At 46.1% G+C, this 16,305-nt stretch carries 11 protein-coding genes; 5 read left to right on the top strand and 6 right to left on the bottom strand.

What is annotated here, in order from left to right:
* Nucleotides 1-29: 29 nt before the first annotated feature.
* Together ACSAZL_RS20750 and ACSAZL_RS20745 are read right to left on the bottom strand one after the other, a co-directional pair.
* Nucleotides 30-1,196, bottom strand: coding sequence for a (Fe-S)-binding protein (locus ACSAZL_RS20750; protein WP_440946449.1), 1,167 nt, complete (start codon nt 1,194-1,196; stop codon nt 30-32).
* A gap of 5 nt (nt 1,197-1,201) precedes the next feature.
* A complete protein-coding gene (locus ACSAZL_RS20745) occupies nt 1,202-2,572 on the bottom strand; it encodes an FAD-binding oxidoreductase (protein WP_440946448.1) in 1,371 nt (456 codons plus the stop codon).
* A gap of 226 nt (nt 2,573-2,798) precedes the next feature.
* Between ACSAZL_RS20745 and arcS the strand changes: the two genes are divergently transcribed.
* A complete protein-coding gene (arcS, locus tag ACSAZL_RS20740) occupies nt 2,799-4,676 on the top strand; it encodes an archaeosine synthase subunit alpha (RefSeq protein WP_440946447.1) in 1,878 nt (625 codons plus the stop codon).
* A gap of 223 nt (nt 4,677-4,899) precedes the next feature.
* Nucleotides 4,900-5,430 (top strand): ribosomal protein S18-alanine N-acetyltransferase, encoded by a 531-nt coding sequence (gene rimI, locus ACSAZL_RS20735; RefSeq protein WP_440946446.1) that lies wholly within the window; start codon nt 4,900-4,902, stop codon nt 5,428-5,430.
* Here the strand turns inward: rimI and ACSAZL_RS20730 are convergent.
* Together ACSAZL_RS20730 and dnaG are read right to left on the bottom strand one after the other, a co-directional pair.
* Nucleotides 5,414-5,692 carry a UPF0058 family protein gene (locus ACSAZL_RS20730; protein WP_011024502.1) on the bottom strand — a complete coding sequence of 93 codons (279 nt, stop codon included), beginning with the start codon at nt 5,690-5,692 and terminating at the stop codon, nt 5,414-5,416. The genes rimI and ACSAZL_RS20730 overlap by 17 nt on opposite strands.
* 362 nt (nt 5,693-6,054) lie before the next feature.
* Complete coding sequence (gene dnaG / locus ACSAZL_RS20725) at nt 6,055-7,611, bottom strand: DNA primase DnaG (RefSeq protein WP_440946445.1); 1,557 nt, start codon at nt 7,609-7,611, stop codon at nt 6,055-6,057.
* A gap of 1,656 nt (nt 7,612-9,267) precedes the next feature.
* Between dnaG and ACSAZL_RS20720 the strand changes: the two genes are divergently transcribed.
* Together ACSAZL_RS20720 and rtcA are read left to right on the top strand one after the other, a co-directional pair.
* Nucleotides 9,268-10,734, top strand: coding sequence for an NAD(P)/FAD-dependent oxidoreductase (locus ACSAZL_RS20720; protein ID WP_440946444.1), 1,467 nt, complete (start codon nt 9,268-9,270; stop codon nt 10,732-10,734).
* Nucleotides 10,735-10,813: 79 nt separating this feature from the next.
* Nucleotides 10,814-11,881, top strand: a complete 1,068-nt coding sequence (gene rtcA, locus ACSAZL_RS20715; RefSeq protein WP_440946443.1) for an RNA 3'-terminal phosphate cyclase — start codon at nt 10,814-10,816, stop codon at nt 11,879-11,881.
* Between the two features lie 34 nt (nt 11,882-11,915).
* Here the strand turns inward: rtcA and ACSAZL_RS20710 are convergent, their stop codons facing one another.
* Both ACSAZL_RS20710 and ACSAZL_RS20705 read right to left on the bottom strand, forming a co-directional pair.
* Nucleotides 11,916-12,539, bottom strand: a complete 624-nt coding sequence (locus ACSAZL_RS20710) for an RNA 2'-phosphotransferase (RefSeq protein ID WP_440946442.1) — start codon at nt 12,537-12,539, stop codon at nt 11,916-11,918.
* Between the two features lie 155 nt (nt 12,540-12,694).
* Nucleotides 12,695-13,777 (bottom strand): MFS transporter, encoded by a 1,083-nt coding sequence (locus tag ACSAZL_RS20705; RefSeq protein WP_440946441.1) that lies wholly within the window; start codon nt 13,775-13,777, stop codon nt 12,695-12,697.
* Nucleotides 13,778-14,463: 686 nt separating this feature from the next.
* Between ACSAZL_RS20705 and ACSAZL_RS20700 the strand changes: the two genes are divergently transcribed.
* The gene (locus ACSAZL_RS20700) at nt 14,464-15,918 is read left to right on the top strand and encodes an OB-fold nucleic acid binding domain-containing protein (RefSeq protein WP_440946440.1); all 1,455 of its coding nucleotides are present in this window, start codon (nt 14,464-14,466) and stop codon (nt 15,916-15,918) included.
* Nucleotides 15,919-16,305: the final 387 nt, after the last annotated feature.

Below are 16,305 nucleotides of genomic sequence, written 5' to 3'. Positions count from 1 at the left end.
CAAAGTAGCTAAACAATGGATACCTAAACTTATTCCATTGCCATTGCCACGAGTTCTACAATATCGATTATTTCGATATCTCCGCCTGCATCCCGGAGGTTCCTCACGCAGAGAGGACAGGAAGTTACGATGTAATCTACGCCTTCGGGAACGTCTTCGAGCCTGTTTCTGGCAAGCTCAAGGGAGATGTCGGGATAGCCTATCCGGACTCCACCCCCACCGCCGCAGCAGCGGGAGTTTTCTTTGATGTTTTTCATCTCCTTGAGGGTGCAGATAGCCTGAATAACTTTTCTAGGGGCGTCGTAGATCTTATTGTGCCTGCCCAGGTGACAGGGGTCGTGATAGGTAACCGTGAGGTTAAGGCGCTTGAGGCTTAATTCCTCAAGATGTTCCGCAAGGAATTCGGGGAGGCTGATAACCCTGAGCTCTTCGGGGTAGTTGTTCTTGAGAGTGGTGTAACAGCCTGCACAGCCCGTGATGACGGTGTGAGCTCCCACTTTCTGGATCTGTTCAAGGTTGCGCTCCATAATCTTTTCCGCATCTTCCCGGAAACCCGTACGGAGGAGGGGAGAAGCGCAGCACTGTTCATCCGGCAGGAGGGTTACCCCAAAGCGCTGCAAAACCTCGAAGGTCTTTTTTGCAAATTCCGGGTAGCGATAGGAATCAAAACAACCCACAAAGTAGACATAGTCGGACTTTTCCGGGAGTTTTTCACGTTCCGAATCGGAAAGCCAGTGCAATCGGCTTCTTGTTTCCCCGAAGGAGTTGCCGCTGGTCATAACTGCAGCTTTCAGTTTTTCCTGGGCTTCGGTTGTCACCCCGCATTTTACCAGCTGGGCGCGAGCAGTTTCCACCACTTCAGGAGGGTTTGCTCCGGCAGGGCATTTGGCAGCGCAGATCCCGCAGGTCGTGCAGGAAGCAAGGCTTGAGAGGACATCTTCGGACGGCGGCCTTCCTTCAAGCAGGCTTTTAATGATAAGCATTCTTCCGCGTGTATTGGCAGACTCCCAGCCGACCACATCAAAGACCGGGCAGACTGAGCGGCAGGTTCCGCACTGCACGCACTTATAAACCGAACGGCGGTCAACTTCAAAGGATGATTCTTTGCTTTTTTTCTCGCCCGTTTCTTTTCCATTCAATTCCTCTGCCCTCACGGTTTCTTTTTTTATTTCGTCCTTTTTTCCTTCGTTTTTCATAATTCTCACAGCCCCAGTTTGCCCGGGTTCAGGATACCCTTCGGGTCAAGGGCTTTTTTGATCGCACGCATTACTTCAAGAGCGGGGCCCCACTGGGCTTCCATGTATTCAGCCCTGGCTGCGCCCACGCCGTGTTCGGAACTGACCGTGCCTCCAAGCTCGATTGCAGTCCTGTGGACCAGATCGGCAGCCTGGTTCAGGCGATCCCATTCGTCCTTATTCAGGACATCAATGAAAAGGGCAAGGTGCAGGTTTCCGTCTCCGATGTGCCCGTATTTCATGGCAGGAAGGTTGAATTTTTCGGAAATTTCCTGTGCTTTCCTGAGGAGTTCCGGGATTTTCTTTATAGGAACTCCCACATCCTCACCCACATAAATCCTGGTTTTCGTGGGGTCAAGGCGGGAAACAGCAGCTCCTACAAGCTTTCTGGCTGCCCAGATATCTGCCATTTCCTTTTCGCTTTCCGCAAGCTTTATGGAGATGGCAAGGGGAGAGCAGACCTCTATTATTTGCTCTGCAGCCTCATGAGCGGAGTTTTCCGTGCCGTCGACCTCGAAAAGGATTACATCACCCTCCGAGGGGAGCACAAGTTTCGGATCGTAGCGTTTAAGCACCTGCAAGGAGACCCGGTCAAGGATCTCACAGGCTGAGGGGATGACCCCGTTTGAGAAGGTCTTGACAACTGCCTGCCCTGCAATCTCAGCACTTCTAAAAGAAGCAATTACAAGTTTCCGGGTCTTAGGGAGAGGGGCAATCTTCAGGCTGGCTCTGGTGACGATTCCGAGCGTGCCTTCGGAGCCTATGATAAGCTGGGTCAGGTCGTAGCCTGCAGCTGATTTCAACATTTTCGAGCCTGTGTGGATGACGGTCCCGTCCGCAAGCACCACTTCCAGGTCGCGGACATAGTTTCTGGTGGTACCGTATTTGACACAGCGCATCCCGCTGGCATTATAAGCAATCATGCCCCCGATAGTGCACATTGCAGAACTGCCAGGGTTGGGGGGAAAGAAAAAGCCGTACGGTTTTAAAGCGTCATTAAGGGCATCCTGGATTACCCCGGGTTCCACGACTACCTGGATATTGTCGATATCGATTTCAAGAATCCGGTTCATTCCCGACATGTCAAGCACAATACCTCCGCCAACAGGGACAGCCCCCCCGGCAAGTCCGGTGCCTGCGCCCCTTGCAGTCACAGGGATTGCATTTTCATAGGCAAGCCTGACAATATTGCTGACCTCGTCAGTGCTTTTAGGGCGTACTACGTAATCAGGCATCCCTTTGACCTGGGATGCGTCAGAAGAATAACAATAAAGTTCGGAAGGCGAGACCGAGAGCCGTCCGCCAACGATTTTTCGAAGCTCTTCAGTTATATCCATTATAGACCTCAAATCTGGAATTCGGATGTGAAAAATAGAAAGTTCTGTCCGGGCTGGGCAGAAATGAGAGTTAGTTTGCAGCAGATAATCAATATTAATAATATATAAGAATATACCATCCTCCTTCCTCCTGAAGTTTATTTAAAAACCGGAAGAAAACTTGCAGGCTTTTCAGAAAAAAGTGCAGGGCAAACCTTTACAACCTGATAGACATAAGAGGACAAACATGACACAGTACTTTGAAATAGAAAACAGAGATGGAGCAGCACGTATAGGAAAACTCCTGCTCTCTCCCGAAATCCGCACTCCCTGTGCCCTGCATACGGCAGCACTCGGAGACCTTGAAAACCCGGGACCTGTTGTTGATGCGGGCAGCCTCTGGACTGCTGACCGGAAAGAACTCGAAGCACGCATAAAGGAAATCCGTGAAAAAACCGGAAAAGGAACTCTCATAATTCTTCCCCATCAGACTTATCCGCCTGCCATTCCAGCCGAATCGCTCGGAAAAGTAGAAACATTTACCGCAACGAGCGATGAAAACACGGAAGTTGAAGGGCCCACAGGTTCTCTCCTTAGAGCAGAAGGCGAGATCCAAAAGAGCGACCTTTATATAATGGAAGGGGCAGGGACTCTGGAAAATAACGCCAGGAGGTTTCTGGAAACCTTAATTGACCTGAAAAACCGCATTCCTCCGGATACTGCACTCTATGCTCCCAACCTGGCCCTTCCTGAAAATGCGGCAATGCTTGCCTATGTCGGGATTGATGTTATGGACGACACAAGAGCAGAAATTGCAGCCTATTCTGACATCTACCTTACAACTGCAGGCAGTTTCTATCTTGACTCCCTTGTAGAGTTCCCCTGCAGGTGCAGGGTATGTGCCGCCACCGCGCCCGCAGAACTTAGAGCTCTCCCTAAAGCTGATAGGGCAGGGCTTCTTTCAGCCCATAACAGGGACGCCCTTGATGCCGAACTTGCCCTTGTCAGGGAAAAAATAAGGGCAGGAACCCTGCGGGAGTATGTGGAAGGACAGTGCAGGGTCAGGCCCTGGCTTACAGCCCTGCTGCGTCTTGGAGACTTTGAATATTCCTATCTTGAAGAAAAAGTGCCCGCTTTCCGGCAAAACCAGCTCCTTGCAGATACTTCCGAAGCCCTTTCAAGGATCGAAGTGGTCAGGTTTGCGCGCCGCATACAGGAACGTTATGCACCTCCTGACCTTGATGTCCTCCTGCTCCTGCCCTGTGCAGCCAGAAAACCCTATTCGACTTCCCAGTCCCACCAGAAGTTCATCCTTACCCTTGGCAAATACCGGAAGTTTGTGCATGAGGTGATCATAACCTCCCCCCTGGGGATCGTGCCCAGAGAACTCGAACTTACTTATCCGGCAGCCCATTACGATACTGCGGTTACGGGACACTGGGATGAAGAAGAAAAAGCCTGGGTTTCCGGTTGCCTTGAAAGCTATCTCTCAAAACACAGGTATAAGGCAGTAGTTGCCCATGTTGAAGGGGCGTACAGGGAAATCTGTGAAAAGGTAGCTGAAAAGCTGGGGATTGACATAGTTTATACCACAGGGGAAAGTCTCACGTCTTACGAGTCTCTTTCGAACCTGAAAAATACTGTTGAAGCTATCTGCACCTCCGAGAATTTCAGCAGGAAAAGCCAGAATGCCGAAGAAGAGAAGAAGAATTTCGTAAAGGCTGTTGCAGACTACCAATTCGGAGAGGGCGCAGGATATCTCTTTTCGGAAGAAGCAGGAAACCCTGTGGTTAAAGGTCGTTTCCCGAAATACCAGCTCTTTACCGGAAAAAAACAGCTTGCAACCTTAGTCCCCCAGTACGGGATGCTTGCCCTCTCTCCTGAAGGAGCCGAACTGGTACTAAAAAGTGGGAAATGCGTGGTAAAGATTGACGACTTTGTCCCACGCGGTTCCATTCTCGCCCCGGGTGTGCTTGAGGCAAGCCCCGAAATACGACCAAATGATGAGGTAATAGTTCTCGGGAAAAAAGCTCTCTGTGTGGGAAGGGCTATGATGAGCGGAAGGGAAATGAAAGAATCAGGCAGGGGTGTCGCAGTAGACGTCCGGCATGTTAAAAAACTTTGAACCTGGTGTCCTTGAGGCTGAAAACTTTAAGGCTGATTATTTAGCCTGATCTGATTATTTAGCCTGATTTTCAGCCCGGACAGGTGCACAACAGCGCAGAACATGCCCCGGAAAAGATGTGCCTGAATAGAAAATATATAGAACAGAAAGCCATACAGGCTTCTTCGGGAGAGTTGTTCTCCCCTCGAAGAAGTAATAAAATGGCAGGGATATATAAGATATTATGATAAGACGTTTCGCACCTGAGGACTTCCAGGAAATAGTCGAAATTGAAGAAGAGGCTTTTTCGGAGCATAATTCCCTGGTGTATATGAATTTTTACGAAATGGTTGGAGACGGTTTCCTTGTTGCGGAACGGGACGGAAAAGTGGTAGGGTATGTGGTCGGCTACCGTTCCGCGGAAAACGAAGGGCATATTTTTTCCGTTGGTGTAAAAAAAGAATATCGGGGAATGGGAATAGGCACGGAACTGATTCATGCCATATGCGATATATTCGTTGCAAACGGGCTTAAATACGCGAGACTGGAAGTAAGAAACAGTAATACTGGAGCGCAAAAATTGTACAGGTCAATAGGATTCATACCCTGCTGGACTGAGAAAAAGTATTATTCAGATGGAGAAGACGGTATGGTTATGAAAATGCACCTGCATCCATACCGCCTCTTGGTCTCAAAACAAAAATACCTTGAACCCGTATTCTCGGACAACGAATTCTTTACTACAATAAGGGGCCCTATCAGTTATTACCGATAAGCTTTATGACGGAATTCAGAGAATCTCTCATATGGGTAGATGCTTCCTCAAAGATAGGATCATCCCTTGACATGAGAGTGGCAAGCTCGCCTCCCAAAATAAAAATTGCGCGCTTGTGATCCGCCTTGCTCCTGTGAATGTGGACGGGGCTTATCGATAAAGCCTTGTAGTCGTCGAACTCGTGCGTTACACCGTGCCTCTCGAAATATCTCTTCATTTGAGCCATATATGTGTGCAGTTGTATTAGTTCTTCCTTGTGCATAGCGAACAGACCTACAATTTTACAAGATCAATTTAATATTATCTTGAACCGAATAAAAGAATTACCCGAGGAAACTGGCTTCCTAGTTTTTATTAATAAACTTTTCTATATAATGTATATGAAAAATAATGAAGAATTATGGGAGAGAGTGTGAATTTTAGTACTATAGTGTGAAACTATACCAAATCGTAGTGATCTCACCGAAGAGATACATAGATGTCACACATAAAATAATAAGAATGTGATAATTAGATCCTGATAGGGAAAATAATTAACTTTAAGACGAAAATCAGGCGTAAATAAAGATTTTTTCAACAAAGAAGAAATAAAAAAGGATAAAGAAAGGAAGTAAAAAGACCTGCTCAGAGCATGCCGGAGGTCAAAACTTCCATATCTGCAGGAACTTTGGCGACGTTCCCGATTTTTACTCCTACGAGATTTTTGATTGCATTGCTCGAAGCAATATCAACAAGTCTTTGAGTAATTACGCCATCAAAAACCACACTTTTCACATTGTCCCTGTAGGTTTTTAGCCTGCTTGCAAGGTCCCGGACTGCGATTTCCTCTATAATTTTATCTTCAGAATCCAGAATCCTTGCCGTCAACGTCCCTTTAAGGGCGTCCACGTGTGGTCTGAACCTTGCAGCTTCTGCAGATGGAGGAGCGACCGGAGCCTGTCTGGAAGGAGCGGGTGAAACTCTTACTGCCTCTCCTCCAGGGACCTTCACAGCCGAAACCTTCTCAACTGAGGGTTTTCCTCTGGGAACTCTGGCAGCTGGAACTGCCCTTGCCATAGGAGGCTTTGAGATAGTCTGTCTTGCCTCAACTTTTTCTGCCGCTACAGGAGTTTTTTCCAGGAGCTTTTCCGGTACTTTTTCAGAAGCTTTTCCCGGGGCTTTTTCAGGAGCCTCCTCTTCCATTTCTTCAGGGGATTCCTCTTCGTAAGCTTCCGTCTTTGGAGATACCCTGTGAACTTTCACACGTTTGTGCAACTTCTTTTCCGCAATTCTGGGAACGACTTCGGGGGCTCTCATCTTTCTCTTGGAAACGCGTTCGAGCCTGCAGGCACTATCTTCACTTTCCTTTTCCTGAATTCCGTATTTCTCAATAATCTGTTCCACAGGAACCTTCCGGCGCAAAGACCTGATTATTTCTTTCTGGACAAGGTCTTCCACACATTTGCCATCGGGAGCACGGGCAACATAATCGATATCTGCCACCTGAAGGAGTTCACGGATAATGAGTTCTCCACCCCGGTCTCCGTCCGTAAAGGCAGTTACTGTTTTCTTTTTAGTAAGTTCAGCAACCTCAGGGGGAATGTTTGTTCCGCCCACGCAGATGGTGTTCTTTATACCGTAGCGAAGCAGGTTCAGGATGTCAGCCCTGCCTTCAACGATAATGATAGCATCCGAGTTAAGCACGTTCGGCCCGCAGGGTATCCTTGACTTGCCGTAATAGGTCAGCTCGTCAACCCTTACGGATTGCCGGACCTCGTCAGCAAGTTCCTGAGATTCGGGTACAGTCTCATCGAACATCTTCGTGAAGATGAGTTTTGCCCTCTCAATAATTTTTTTGCGCTTAACAGCCCTTACGTCTTCTACCTGGAAAACTTCAATCTTGGCACTGCAGGGGCCTACCCTGTCAATGGTTTCCAGAGATGCTGCAAGAATCGAGGTCTCTACCTTATCGAGGCTCGAAGGAACGAAGATATTACCTTTGGTTTTTCCCCCTTTGGCGGTAACCATTACCTCGATCCTGCCAATCCTTCCGGTCTTCTGCAGATCACGCAGATCAAGATCGGCTCCAAGCAGCCCTTCAGTCTGACCAAAAATTGCGCCTACGATATCGGGACGCTCGATTACCCCATCAGCATTTATTTTAGAATGAATGATATATTTCGTGGTATCAGTGTTTTGCATGTGAAATTCTCCCTGAACGGATATTATAATGATTTATCATGAACTATTGATTATGGACGTTTTTCTTTGGGTGACTCTTCCTATTGGGTGATTTTTCCTATTGGACGGCTTTTCCCATTTATCGACGGAAAATAGCCCTTATACAATCGAACAATTCCGATGTACAATTCTTTTTCCGGCTACAGGCTCATAGTACTTTTCCGGTAGTACAAGCCTATCCTCTATGTTCTGGAAACGTGCTGGAAACCATAAAGGGGGACTGGAAAATGCAAAAATAGTAGTAAAAATCAGATTTAAAACCAGACCAGGGATAATACACCCTTGAAAAGGCAGAGTTCATAATTGAAGATTAAAATGAACCGAAAACGAGGTTCCGAAGCTGCCTGTAACTGCCTTTTGTGCTTATGCCAGGAGAATTAAACTGGCGGAATACTTCCCGGACTGTTTTTCAATGAAAACTCTTACCAGCAAGGCAAGATAAACCCCAGCCTTATTTTAAAGCTTTCACAGATAGAGCTATTCCTGACTTTCGATCAGAGCAAACAGTATATCTCCATGACATCCATGGAGGATTTTCTGTACCTGCCCGAAAATCTTTGCCTTAACATAAGCTTGTTGAAGGGTCTGAAATAACTCTCAGAGCCCCAAGTCAAATAATGTGTTTCCATTCAATATGCCTGATAACTGAATACTTCCAGAGATGTTCCCAGGGATGGGATTAACCTGAGGCGTGAGGGGCTAGCTAGGGCCCGGGCGCCTTTTATTGAACAGAATCCCTAAATGATGAGCGGTAAAGCAGTGAATGGAATGCATCAGGTTTATTGAAAGCATTTTTTGACTTTTGCATCATGGGTGATATAATGTATAAGGTTTATTTTTGGACTGAATGGTATTAGCCCTGAATTGGTAATATGTGTAATCTGAAATTGCTATTAAGTTTGCATACGTTTAGTTACGTGAAATTCTTTACGAATCCAGTAGTGATGAATTGATGAAGTTATTAATTTATGATATGACCTGACGAAACAGCTCCCGCCCGCCTCAAAGCGACTTCGGCGAAACAGGAATCCCGCGCGTCACATGTCTTAAATTCATATGTTTAATGGTTGCAGGCTTTAAGAACTTTTTGGTTATTTAAAGTGTTCGCTAAACCTGAATTATTTTAACCCACTATCAATAAATTTAGGGATCGAGACCTTCTGGAAAGATTTTCAAATTTTGAATAAAGAACTAATTGGAAAAATTTAGAAAAGTATATATAAAACAAAGGACGTCTAAAAATTTGAACGAGCGAGATAAATACACTGTTTTATGTATTAACCCCCCCACTCCCAACTCGCTCGTTCACCCCACCTGAAACCGTTATCATTTTCTCCTGTTTTCAGGAAAATAGCTTCAAATGGGTATTTTCAGAGAAGAGGAGTCTCCTTCAAAAATGAGATTCAAAACAAAATTCATTTCCAGAAAGAACTGGTTTTCAGTCAAACAGCCTTGAGAGTAAAAGATCATAGAGGGTCAGGGTCTGATTAAATCGATTCTATTAAACTAATGTAAATGATGCTGAAAGTTTTCCCGGCTCATCTGAAATCGCTAGGATGCTGAAGGTTCTCTCCCTTTAAAAACCTATAATAGGCGCGAAACACCATTGTAAAAAGCATGGGAAGCGACTTTGGTGTAAAAGATGCTGCAGGTGAAGCCATGCAAACTGCAGCTGAAGTTCAGGAAAAGGTTTCCGGAAAAGTCCCCGCACAGGCCCGTACAGAGAAAAACCTTACAAGGGTGGTCATTATAGGAGGAGGAGCCTGTGGGATGGCAGCTGCTACCAAGATCAGGAGGCAGAGTGACTTTAAAATAACTGTGCTTTCGTCTGACTCCCACACAGCTTACAGCCACTGCGGAATTCCTTTTGTCCTGGGCAGGGAAATTGAAAGTTTTGAAAAACTGATCGTAAAACCCCCGGGATTTTTCAGGGAAAAAAACATAGATGTGAAACTGAACGAGAAAGTAAGGTCGATAAACCTGGTAAGGCAGGTCGTCCTGACCGGAGAGGGAACCTATCCTTATGACAAACTGGTGATTGCTACAGGGAGCCTGCCTTTTATATCTCGCAAAAGCGAGGCAAATATCCTGCCTTACGGAATCTTCACGCTCAGGAGCCTTGCTGACGGCAGGCTCTTCGGAAAAGCCCTCGAAACTGCCCAAACAGTATGCATCGTAGGGGGAGGTACAATAGGAATCGAATGTGCCTCAGCCCTTACAAAGCGGGGGATTGAAACTATCCTTATTACCAGAAGTAAAGACCTGCTTTCCAGCCAGTTTGATTCCGATATGTCTGCTATTGTCAGGGCACACCTTGAAGCCCTCGGTGTGCAGGTTATTACCGGAGAAACTCTATTTTTACCTGAAAACTTCTGGAAAGAAAAAACCGTATACATAAATGACAGGCATTTTCCTGCAGACCTTATACTCCTGGCAACCGGGGTAAAACCTGAAGTCTGCCTTGCCAGCGAGGCAGGGATAGATATCGGAAAAGCAGGAGGAATAGTCGTAAATGAAATGCTTCAGGTAAAGGCAGGGGGGGAATTCCTCCCCAATGTGTACGCAGGGGGGGAATGTGCGGAGGTCACTGACCTTCTAACCGGGGAAAGCAGGCTCAGCCAGCTGGGCACAACCGCACGGCATATGGCAGATGTGATCGGAAATAATATTACAGGCAAATACTCAACTTTCGGGCCTCTTGCTGACCCCTGGGTAGCTGTCGCCGGAGACCTGCAGTTCGGAGGAGTCGGGCTTACCCCCGAACAGGTGGAAAGGCAGGGAATAAAAGTTGTAACCGGATTTTCCCACGGGCGCACGAGAGCTTCCTACTATCCGGGTCGTAAGGATATACATATAAAACTCTTTTTTAAAGGCGACTGCCTCGCAGGAGCGCAACTTGCAGGAGGAGAGGGAATAAAGGAAAGAATCGATGCCTTCTCCCTTGCAATAAGAAAGAAAACAACAATCAAAGACCTTCTTAACCTTGAAACCTGCTATGCTCCCCCGGTTTCCATGCTTGTGGACCCCCTCACGCCGGCTGTAAAAGCCGCAGTCAGAAATATGAGGGAGGAGAAAAAAGAGTAATAGGGTCCGAACAAGATATCGGATGAAAGATACGGTTAAATCCCAGAAGAAAAAACGGAGTGAAATAAGGGAGAGGGAAATGATAGAAATTGATGGTTCATATGGGGAAGGAGGAGGACAGGTAGTCAGGACAGCTATTGCCCTTTCTGCAGTTACCGGGAAAGACGTAAAGGTTACGAACATAAGGAAAAACAGACCGAAGCCCGGCCTGAAACAGCAGCATCTGAAAGCTCTGGAAACTGCAGCCAGGATCTGTGAAGCACGCGTTTCAGGGCTTTTTCCGGGTTCTTCAGAGTTATTTTTTGCTCCAGTGGAAATAAAGGGGGGGAAATATGAGATTGATATAGGGACTGCAGGAAGCATAACCCTGCTTCTACAGAGCCTCATGCCAGCCTTGCCTTTTGCAGAAGAAAAGGTCGAACTAACGATAAGGGGAGGAACTGATGTTGCCTGGTCTCCGACAATTGATTACCTGCAGCACATAACCCTCAGGGCACTTGAACAACTCGGATATGCAGGCAGCGTAACCCTGAAAAAACGCGGTTACTATCCCAGGGGAGGAGGAGAGGTCTCAGCTGTTTTTAAACCCTGCAAGCTTCGTGGTTTTCATTTCCGAAAAGAAGAAGAAAACGGAAGAACCGTAGAGGACCGAAGAGTAGAGGAAACCCGGAAAGGAGGGAGGAACCCGACCCAAAGGACGGAAGTCCTGGGAATTTCCCATGCATCGAATCTGCCAGCACATGTGCCAGCCCGCCAGGCTGAAGCTGCCGAATCAATGCTTCTGGAAACCGGATATGGTTCAAGGATCAATATCCAGTCCTTAGAATTGCTTTCCACAGGAAGCGGGATAACCCTCTGGACTGGTTATTGCGGGGGAAGTGCCCTTGGAGAAAGAGGACTGCCTGCCGAAAAGGTGGGAAGGCGCGCGGCAGAAGAAATAGTTTCGGAACTGAGATCAAATGCCTCTGTAGATGTACATCTTGCAGACCAGCTAATCCCATATATGGCACTTGCAGGAAACAGCTCTTACACGGTCCGTGAGCTGACCCTGCATGCGGCAACAAACATCTGGGTTACGGAACAGTTTCTGGATGTGAAATTCAGGATAGAGGAAAAAGAGGGGCTTTTTGAAGTATCGGTAGACTGATTAAAAGGCAAAGGGAAAAAATAGGTAAGGGGAATTATTCCTCGAGTACATACAGGTACTCGGGAGGTATCTTTTCTGCAAGTACGATGTAATCCGTCGCAAGCTTTAGAGAAATTCCATCTTCTTGAGCTCTATAGGCATCAACCTGCAGGATCACAGGACTTTCGGTATGGATCAGGGCAACTTCAGCTGCCTTTTCATATGAAGTACTGAGATGAACATAGCGCTGCTTGATGGGGAAAATTCCGTTTTCGAGCAGGACATCGACTTCTTCCGGGCTTGCCCCATAGTACACGTACGGAGCGTCGCTTTCCTCGTAGTCAAGCTCAATGTTAACAGAATGTCCGTAACGCGCCCTTATCATGGACCCGCTGATCTGGTATCGTCCTTTTTCATCGGATTCCACAAGAGCATAAAGGTACTCTTTTCTCATCCAGTTATAGCGCTTCTTCATAACATCACAGAAGGCGTTAAGGTCCACCCAGCCATATTCGTCCATTTTAACCCCTGCGGATGCCGGGAAGTGCCGAAGAGTACCTGATACAAACCTGCCGAGCTTTTCTTCCCTGCTGTCGTCCAGTACGTATCTGCCGGGGCGTTTACACTGCTGACAGCTGCCTCCTCTAAAATAGCCGTGCTCAGTGCATTTTCGAATCATAATACCACGTACATAATGAAACTTTACCATAAATAAGGTTTTGTTTTTACTAACTTTGTTTCTTAACTGGTTTTTATAGAGAATTTTAGGCTCTTAACTTCAAAATTCTGATTCCCCTGTCTTCAGGTATATTTCTCTTCCTCTCAGGAATCTTCTCAGAAATCCCCAGTGCCTGCACCCTTTCCCAGAGTTTTGTAGAACAGGAAGCCTGAAATAGAGAAGACGACAGCCCCGAGCATTGTCGCCCTGAAGCCAAAAAGCTGGGAAAGGACTCCTCCTAGAATGGCTCCCGCAACCCCCGCAGCCCCGATCATCGAATTGATCAGACCTGCTGCTGTAGCTTTATCGGAGTTCAGCTCCACAACCCTGCGGGTTGAGCCCACATAGAGAAAAGACCAGGAACAGGCAACGACAAACATCCCGGGGACTACATAAAGATAGGAGGAGGCAAGAACGTAGCTGATAAAACCGGCTGCTGAGAGCAGATAACCCGCAAGGATCAATTTTTCGTTTTCAAACGGGTCAAGCCGGCGCATTATCAGAAACTGGACTGCAGGATTTATAGCATAAATAACCCCGATCCAGAAGGCACTTGCTCCGAGTTCCCGGAGATAGAGGGGAAAAATTGTCCAGACCCCGACAGCTCCGGTATGCCGCAGGAAGAGGGAGAAATAGGTCCCTGAGTTCTTCAGCAGGGTGTTCAGGGAGAAGTAAGGAGCGTTCAACTGTGGCTTTTCAATGTCTTTCAACCTGAAAGTCTGCAGGAAACAGAAGGCATAAAAGAGGGATGAAAGTCCAAAAAGCAGGTTCATCCTTACCCCTATCAGCCCTGCCAGAAGAAAACCAGCCATCCAGCCGAGAGAACCCAGAGAAATAAACTTTCCAAGACTTTCTTTCTGATAATGGACATAGGCTATCAGGGCTCCCGGGTGAATCCCAGCGCTGAAACCGGCTAGAGCTCTTGCAAGCATGAGGGTAGGAGGGTCGGTAGCAAAGACCTGAAGAAAAAAGGCAACTACAGCAAATCCAAAACCTCCTCTGATCACCGTACGCAGGTGGTGAAGGTCAGCGAGCCTCCCGAAAATAAAGGAAGAAAGAAGAGTTGTGACCGAATAGATTCCCACTACAAGCCCGATCTCGATATAAGAGGCGCCGAGGGATGTGGCAAAAACGGGAATAAAAAGAAGTGAGAGAACATTGGCCATGTTTGAAAGAAACTGGACGTTATTTATTCTCATCAAGAGGATTCACACTATAAGAGCACCGACATAACTTATTATGTTTTCCCAGACGTGAGGTCAGATAAAAGCCGATGACTAAATCTGCTCATTTACGACACTCATTCACGATACTCATCTACGACACTCATTCACGACACTTCAAGATATACTCTCAGGGCACTTACTCTCAGGGCACTCACTCAGAGCATGAAATGAATCCATCCCAGCTATCGAATACTTTCACTCTGCATACATTAGCCTTTAGTAAGAAACTTTACATACCGTATCAAGGGCTCTTTAAAAATAACCAAAAAGGAACGACTTACCAAATAATATTTAATTTTCAGGGATATTCTTATTATGCATTAATGAAAGGACTTATAGAACCTGATGATTTCTCACATGAAATTGAAAGGTATTTTAGCTTAAGTTTGAAAACATCCGGTCTGATAGCGGCTGCATAAGGTCTGAATTTTCACTCAAGATTTTACCTGAAATGTCCCAGATTTCCAAAATCAGATTTATCAGACTTATATCATATTTCCAAAAAATTTCACATCTTAAAATAAAACTCACATCTTAAAATAAAACTCACATTAACGGTCTTTCGGGAACAAACATTGACACTTAAGGCAAGTTATACGTATGGAAGAACAGCACTACCAAACATTGAAGGCTAAGTATCAACAATTCAAGGGAGCAACATGACCGATATTGACACTATTTATAAAAAGCTCAGCCATGTCATCAGCAGAGAGGATTTCCTGAAGCGCATAGAGGAAAAGGTCGAGAACATGGGAGGACTTTGCGACGAAGCGATGGCTGCCATGCTGGTCGCCAATGAACTGGGATTCTCGGATGCAGGCAGGGAAAACATAAAAATAGAAAATATTACCCCTGAGAGCGGGCCTGTTAATTTTATCGCAAGAGTTGTTTCGGTTTTTGATATCAAGGAGTTTACTCGAAACGATGGCACTATAGGAAGAGTAGGAAACCTGATCGTAGGAGACGAGACCGGAAAACTGAAGTTAACCTTATGGGACAACATGGCAGACCTGATCAAAACCGGAAAAGTAAAGGTAGGCCAGACAGTCCAGATTAGCGGATATGCAAAGCAGGGATATTCCGGAGTGGAAGTTAACATCGGCAACAATGGCGTCCTGACCGAAAGCGAAGAGGAAGTTGATGTTGCTGCGAGCAGCCAGAAAATAAAGGACATAAAAGACGGGATGGGGGATCTCAACCTTACGGGCAAGGTACTTGAGGTTTCTGAAGTCAGGACCTTCCAGCGCAAAGACGGCAATAGCGGAAGGGTTGGAAACCTGCTGCTCGGAGACGAAACGGGCACGCTCAGGGTAACGCTCTGGGACGAAAAAACCGATTTTTTAAACCAGCTTGAGTACGGGGAAACTGTTGAACTGATCAATGCTTACGCCCGTGAAAATGCGTTTACACAGAAAGTGGAGCTGCAGATAGGAAACCGGAGTATAATCCGGAAAAGCGAAAAGAAGGTAGAATACGAAGAAGCGTTTACCCCTGTTGCAGATATAAAGGCTGACATGAATAATATCAATATATCGGGAAGGGTACTTGATATCTCGGAAGTCCGAACTTTCGAGAAAAAAGATGGGACTGCCGGCAGGGTTGCAAACGTCCTCCTGGGCGATTCCACAGGCAAAATCAGGCTTACAATCTGGGACGACAAAACCGAGAGTCTTGATGAGATCGATTTCGACGATACTGTGGAAGTCCTCAATGCCTATTCCCGGGAAAACACATTCAGCCAGCAAGTTGAACTCAGCTTGGGAGCGAGAGGGATAATTCAGAAAAGTGAAAAAAAGGTTGAGTACAGGGAGAAATTTACTGACATCGCCGACATTATCCCGGGAGAAAGTTATTCCGTCCAGGGAAAAGTTTCCGAAATCGGAGAACTGAGAGAGTTTGAGAGGGAAGACGGAACCGAAAATGTGGTAGCCAACCTCCAGCTTGAGGACGAAACAGGCAGTATCCGGCTAACACTCTGGGGAGAACAGGCTTATGTGATAGAAGACCTGGATATCGACTCCGAAATTCAAATTATTGACGCTTATGCCAGATACGGGTTAAACGAAGAAATTGAACTTAGCGTTGGGAACAGAAGTAGAGTGATTATTCTCTGATCGCTCCCTTTTTTCACCGTTTTTATCTGTTTTCACCTATTTTACCCATTTTATCTGTTTAAATCTATTTTTGCCTGTTTTTATCTGTCTTTTACCTGTTTTTACTGAGTGATTATCGCTTTTTATCAATTTAATCTATTTTTGCTGAATGACTATCGGCTTCTATCAATTTAATCTGTTTTTGCTGAATGACTATCAGTTTCTAGCTAGTTTTACTCATTTTTTGCTAATGATTACCGGCTTCTATCTGGTTTTTTCTTTTCAGTTTTTGTCTGGATTTTACTGAATTTTGCCTTAATCTTTATTTTACCTTTTATCCAGTTTTTGTATTTTTCAGTTGCAATCTAATTTCTGTACTCTTTTTTACTTTTGACATATACTATTAGC

This window comes from Methanosarcina mangrovi (assembly GCF_052057765.1).
GTDB lineage: Archaea > Halobacteriota > Methanosarcinia > Methanosarcinales > Methanosarcinaceae > Methanosarcina.
This window is presented reverse-complemented; position numbering and strand designations above follow the sequence as displayed.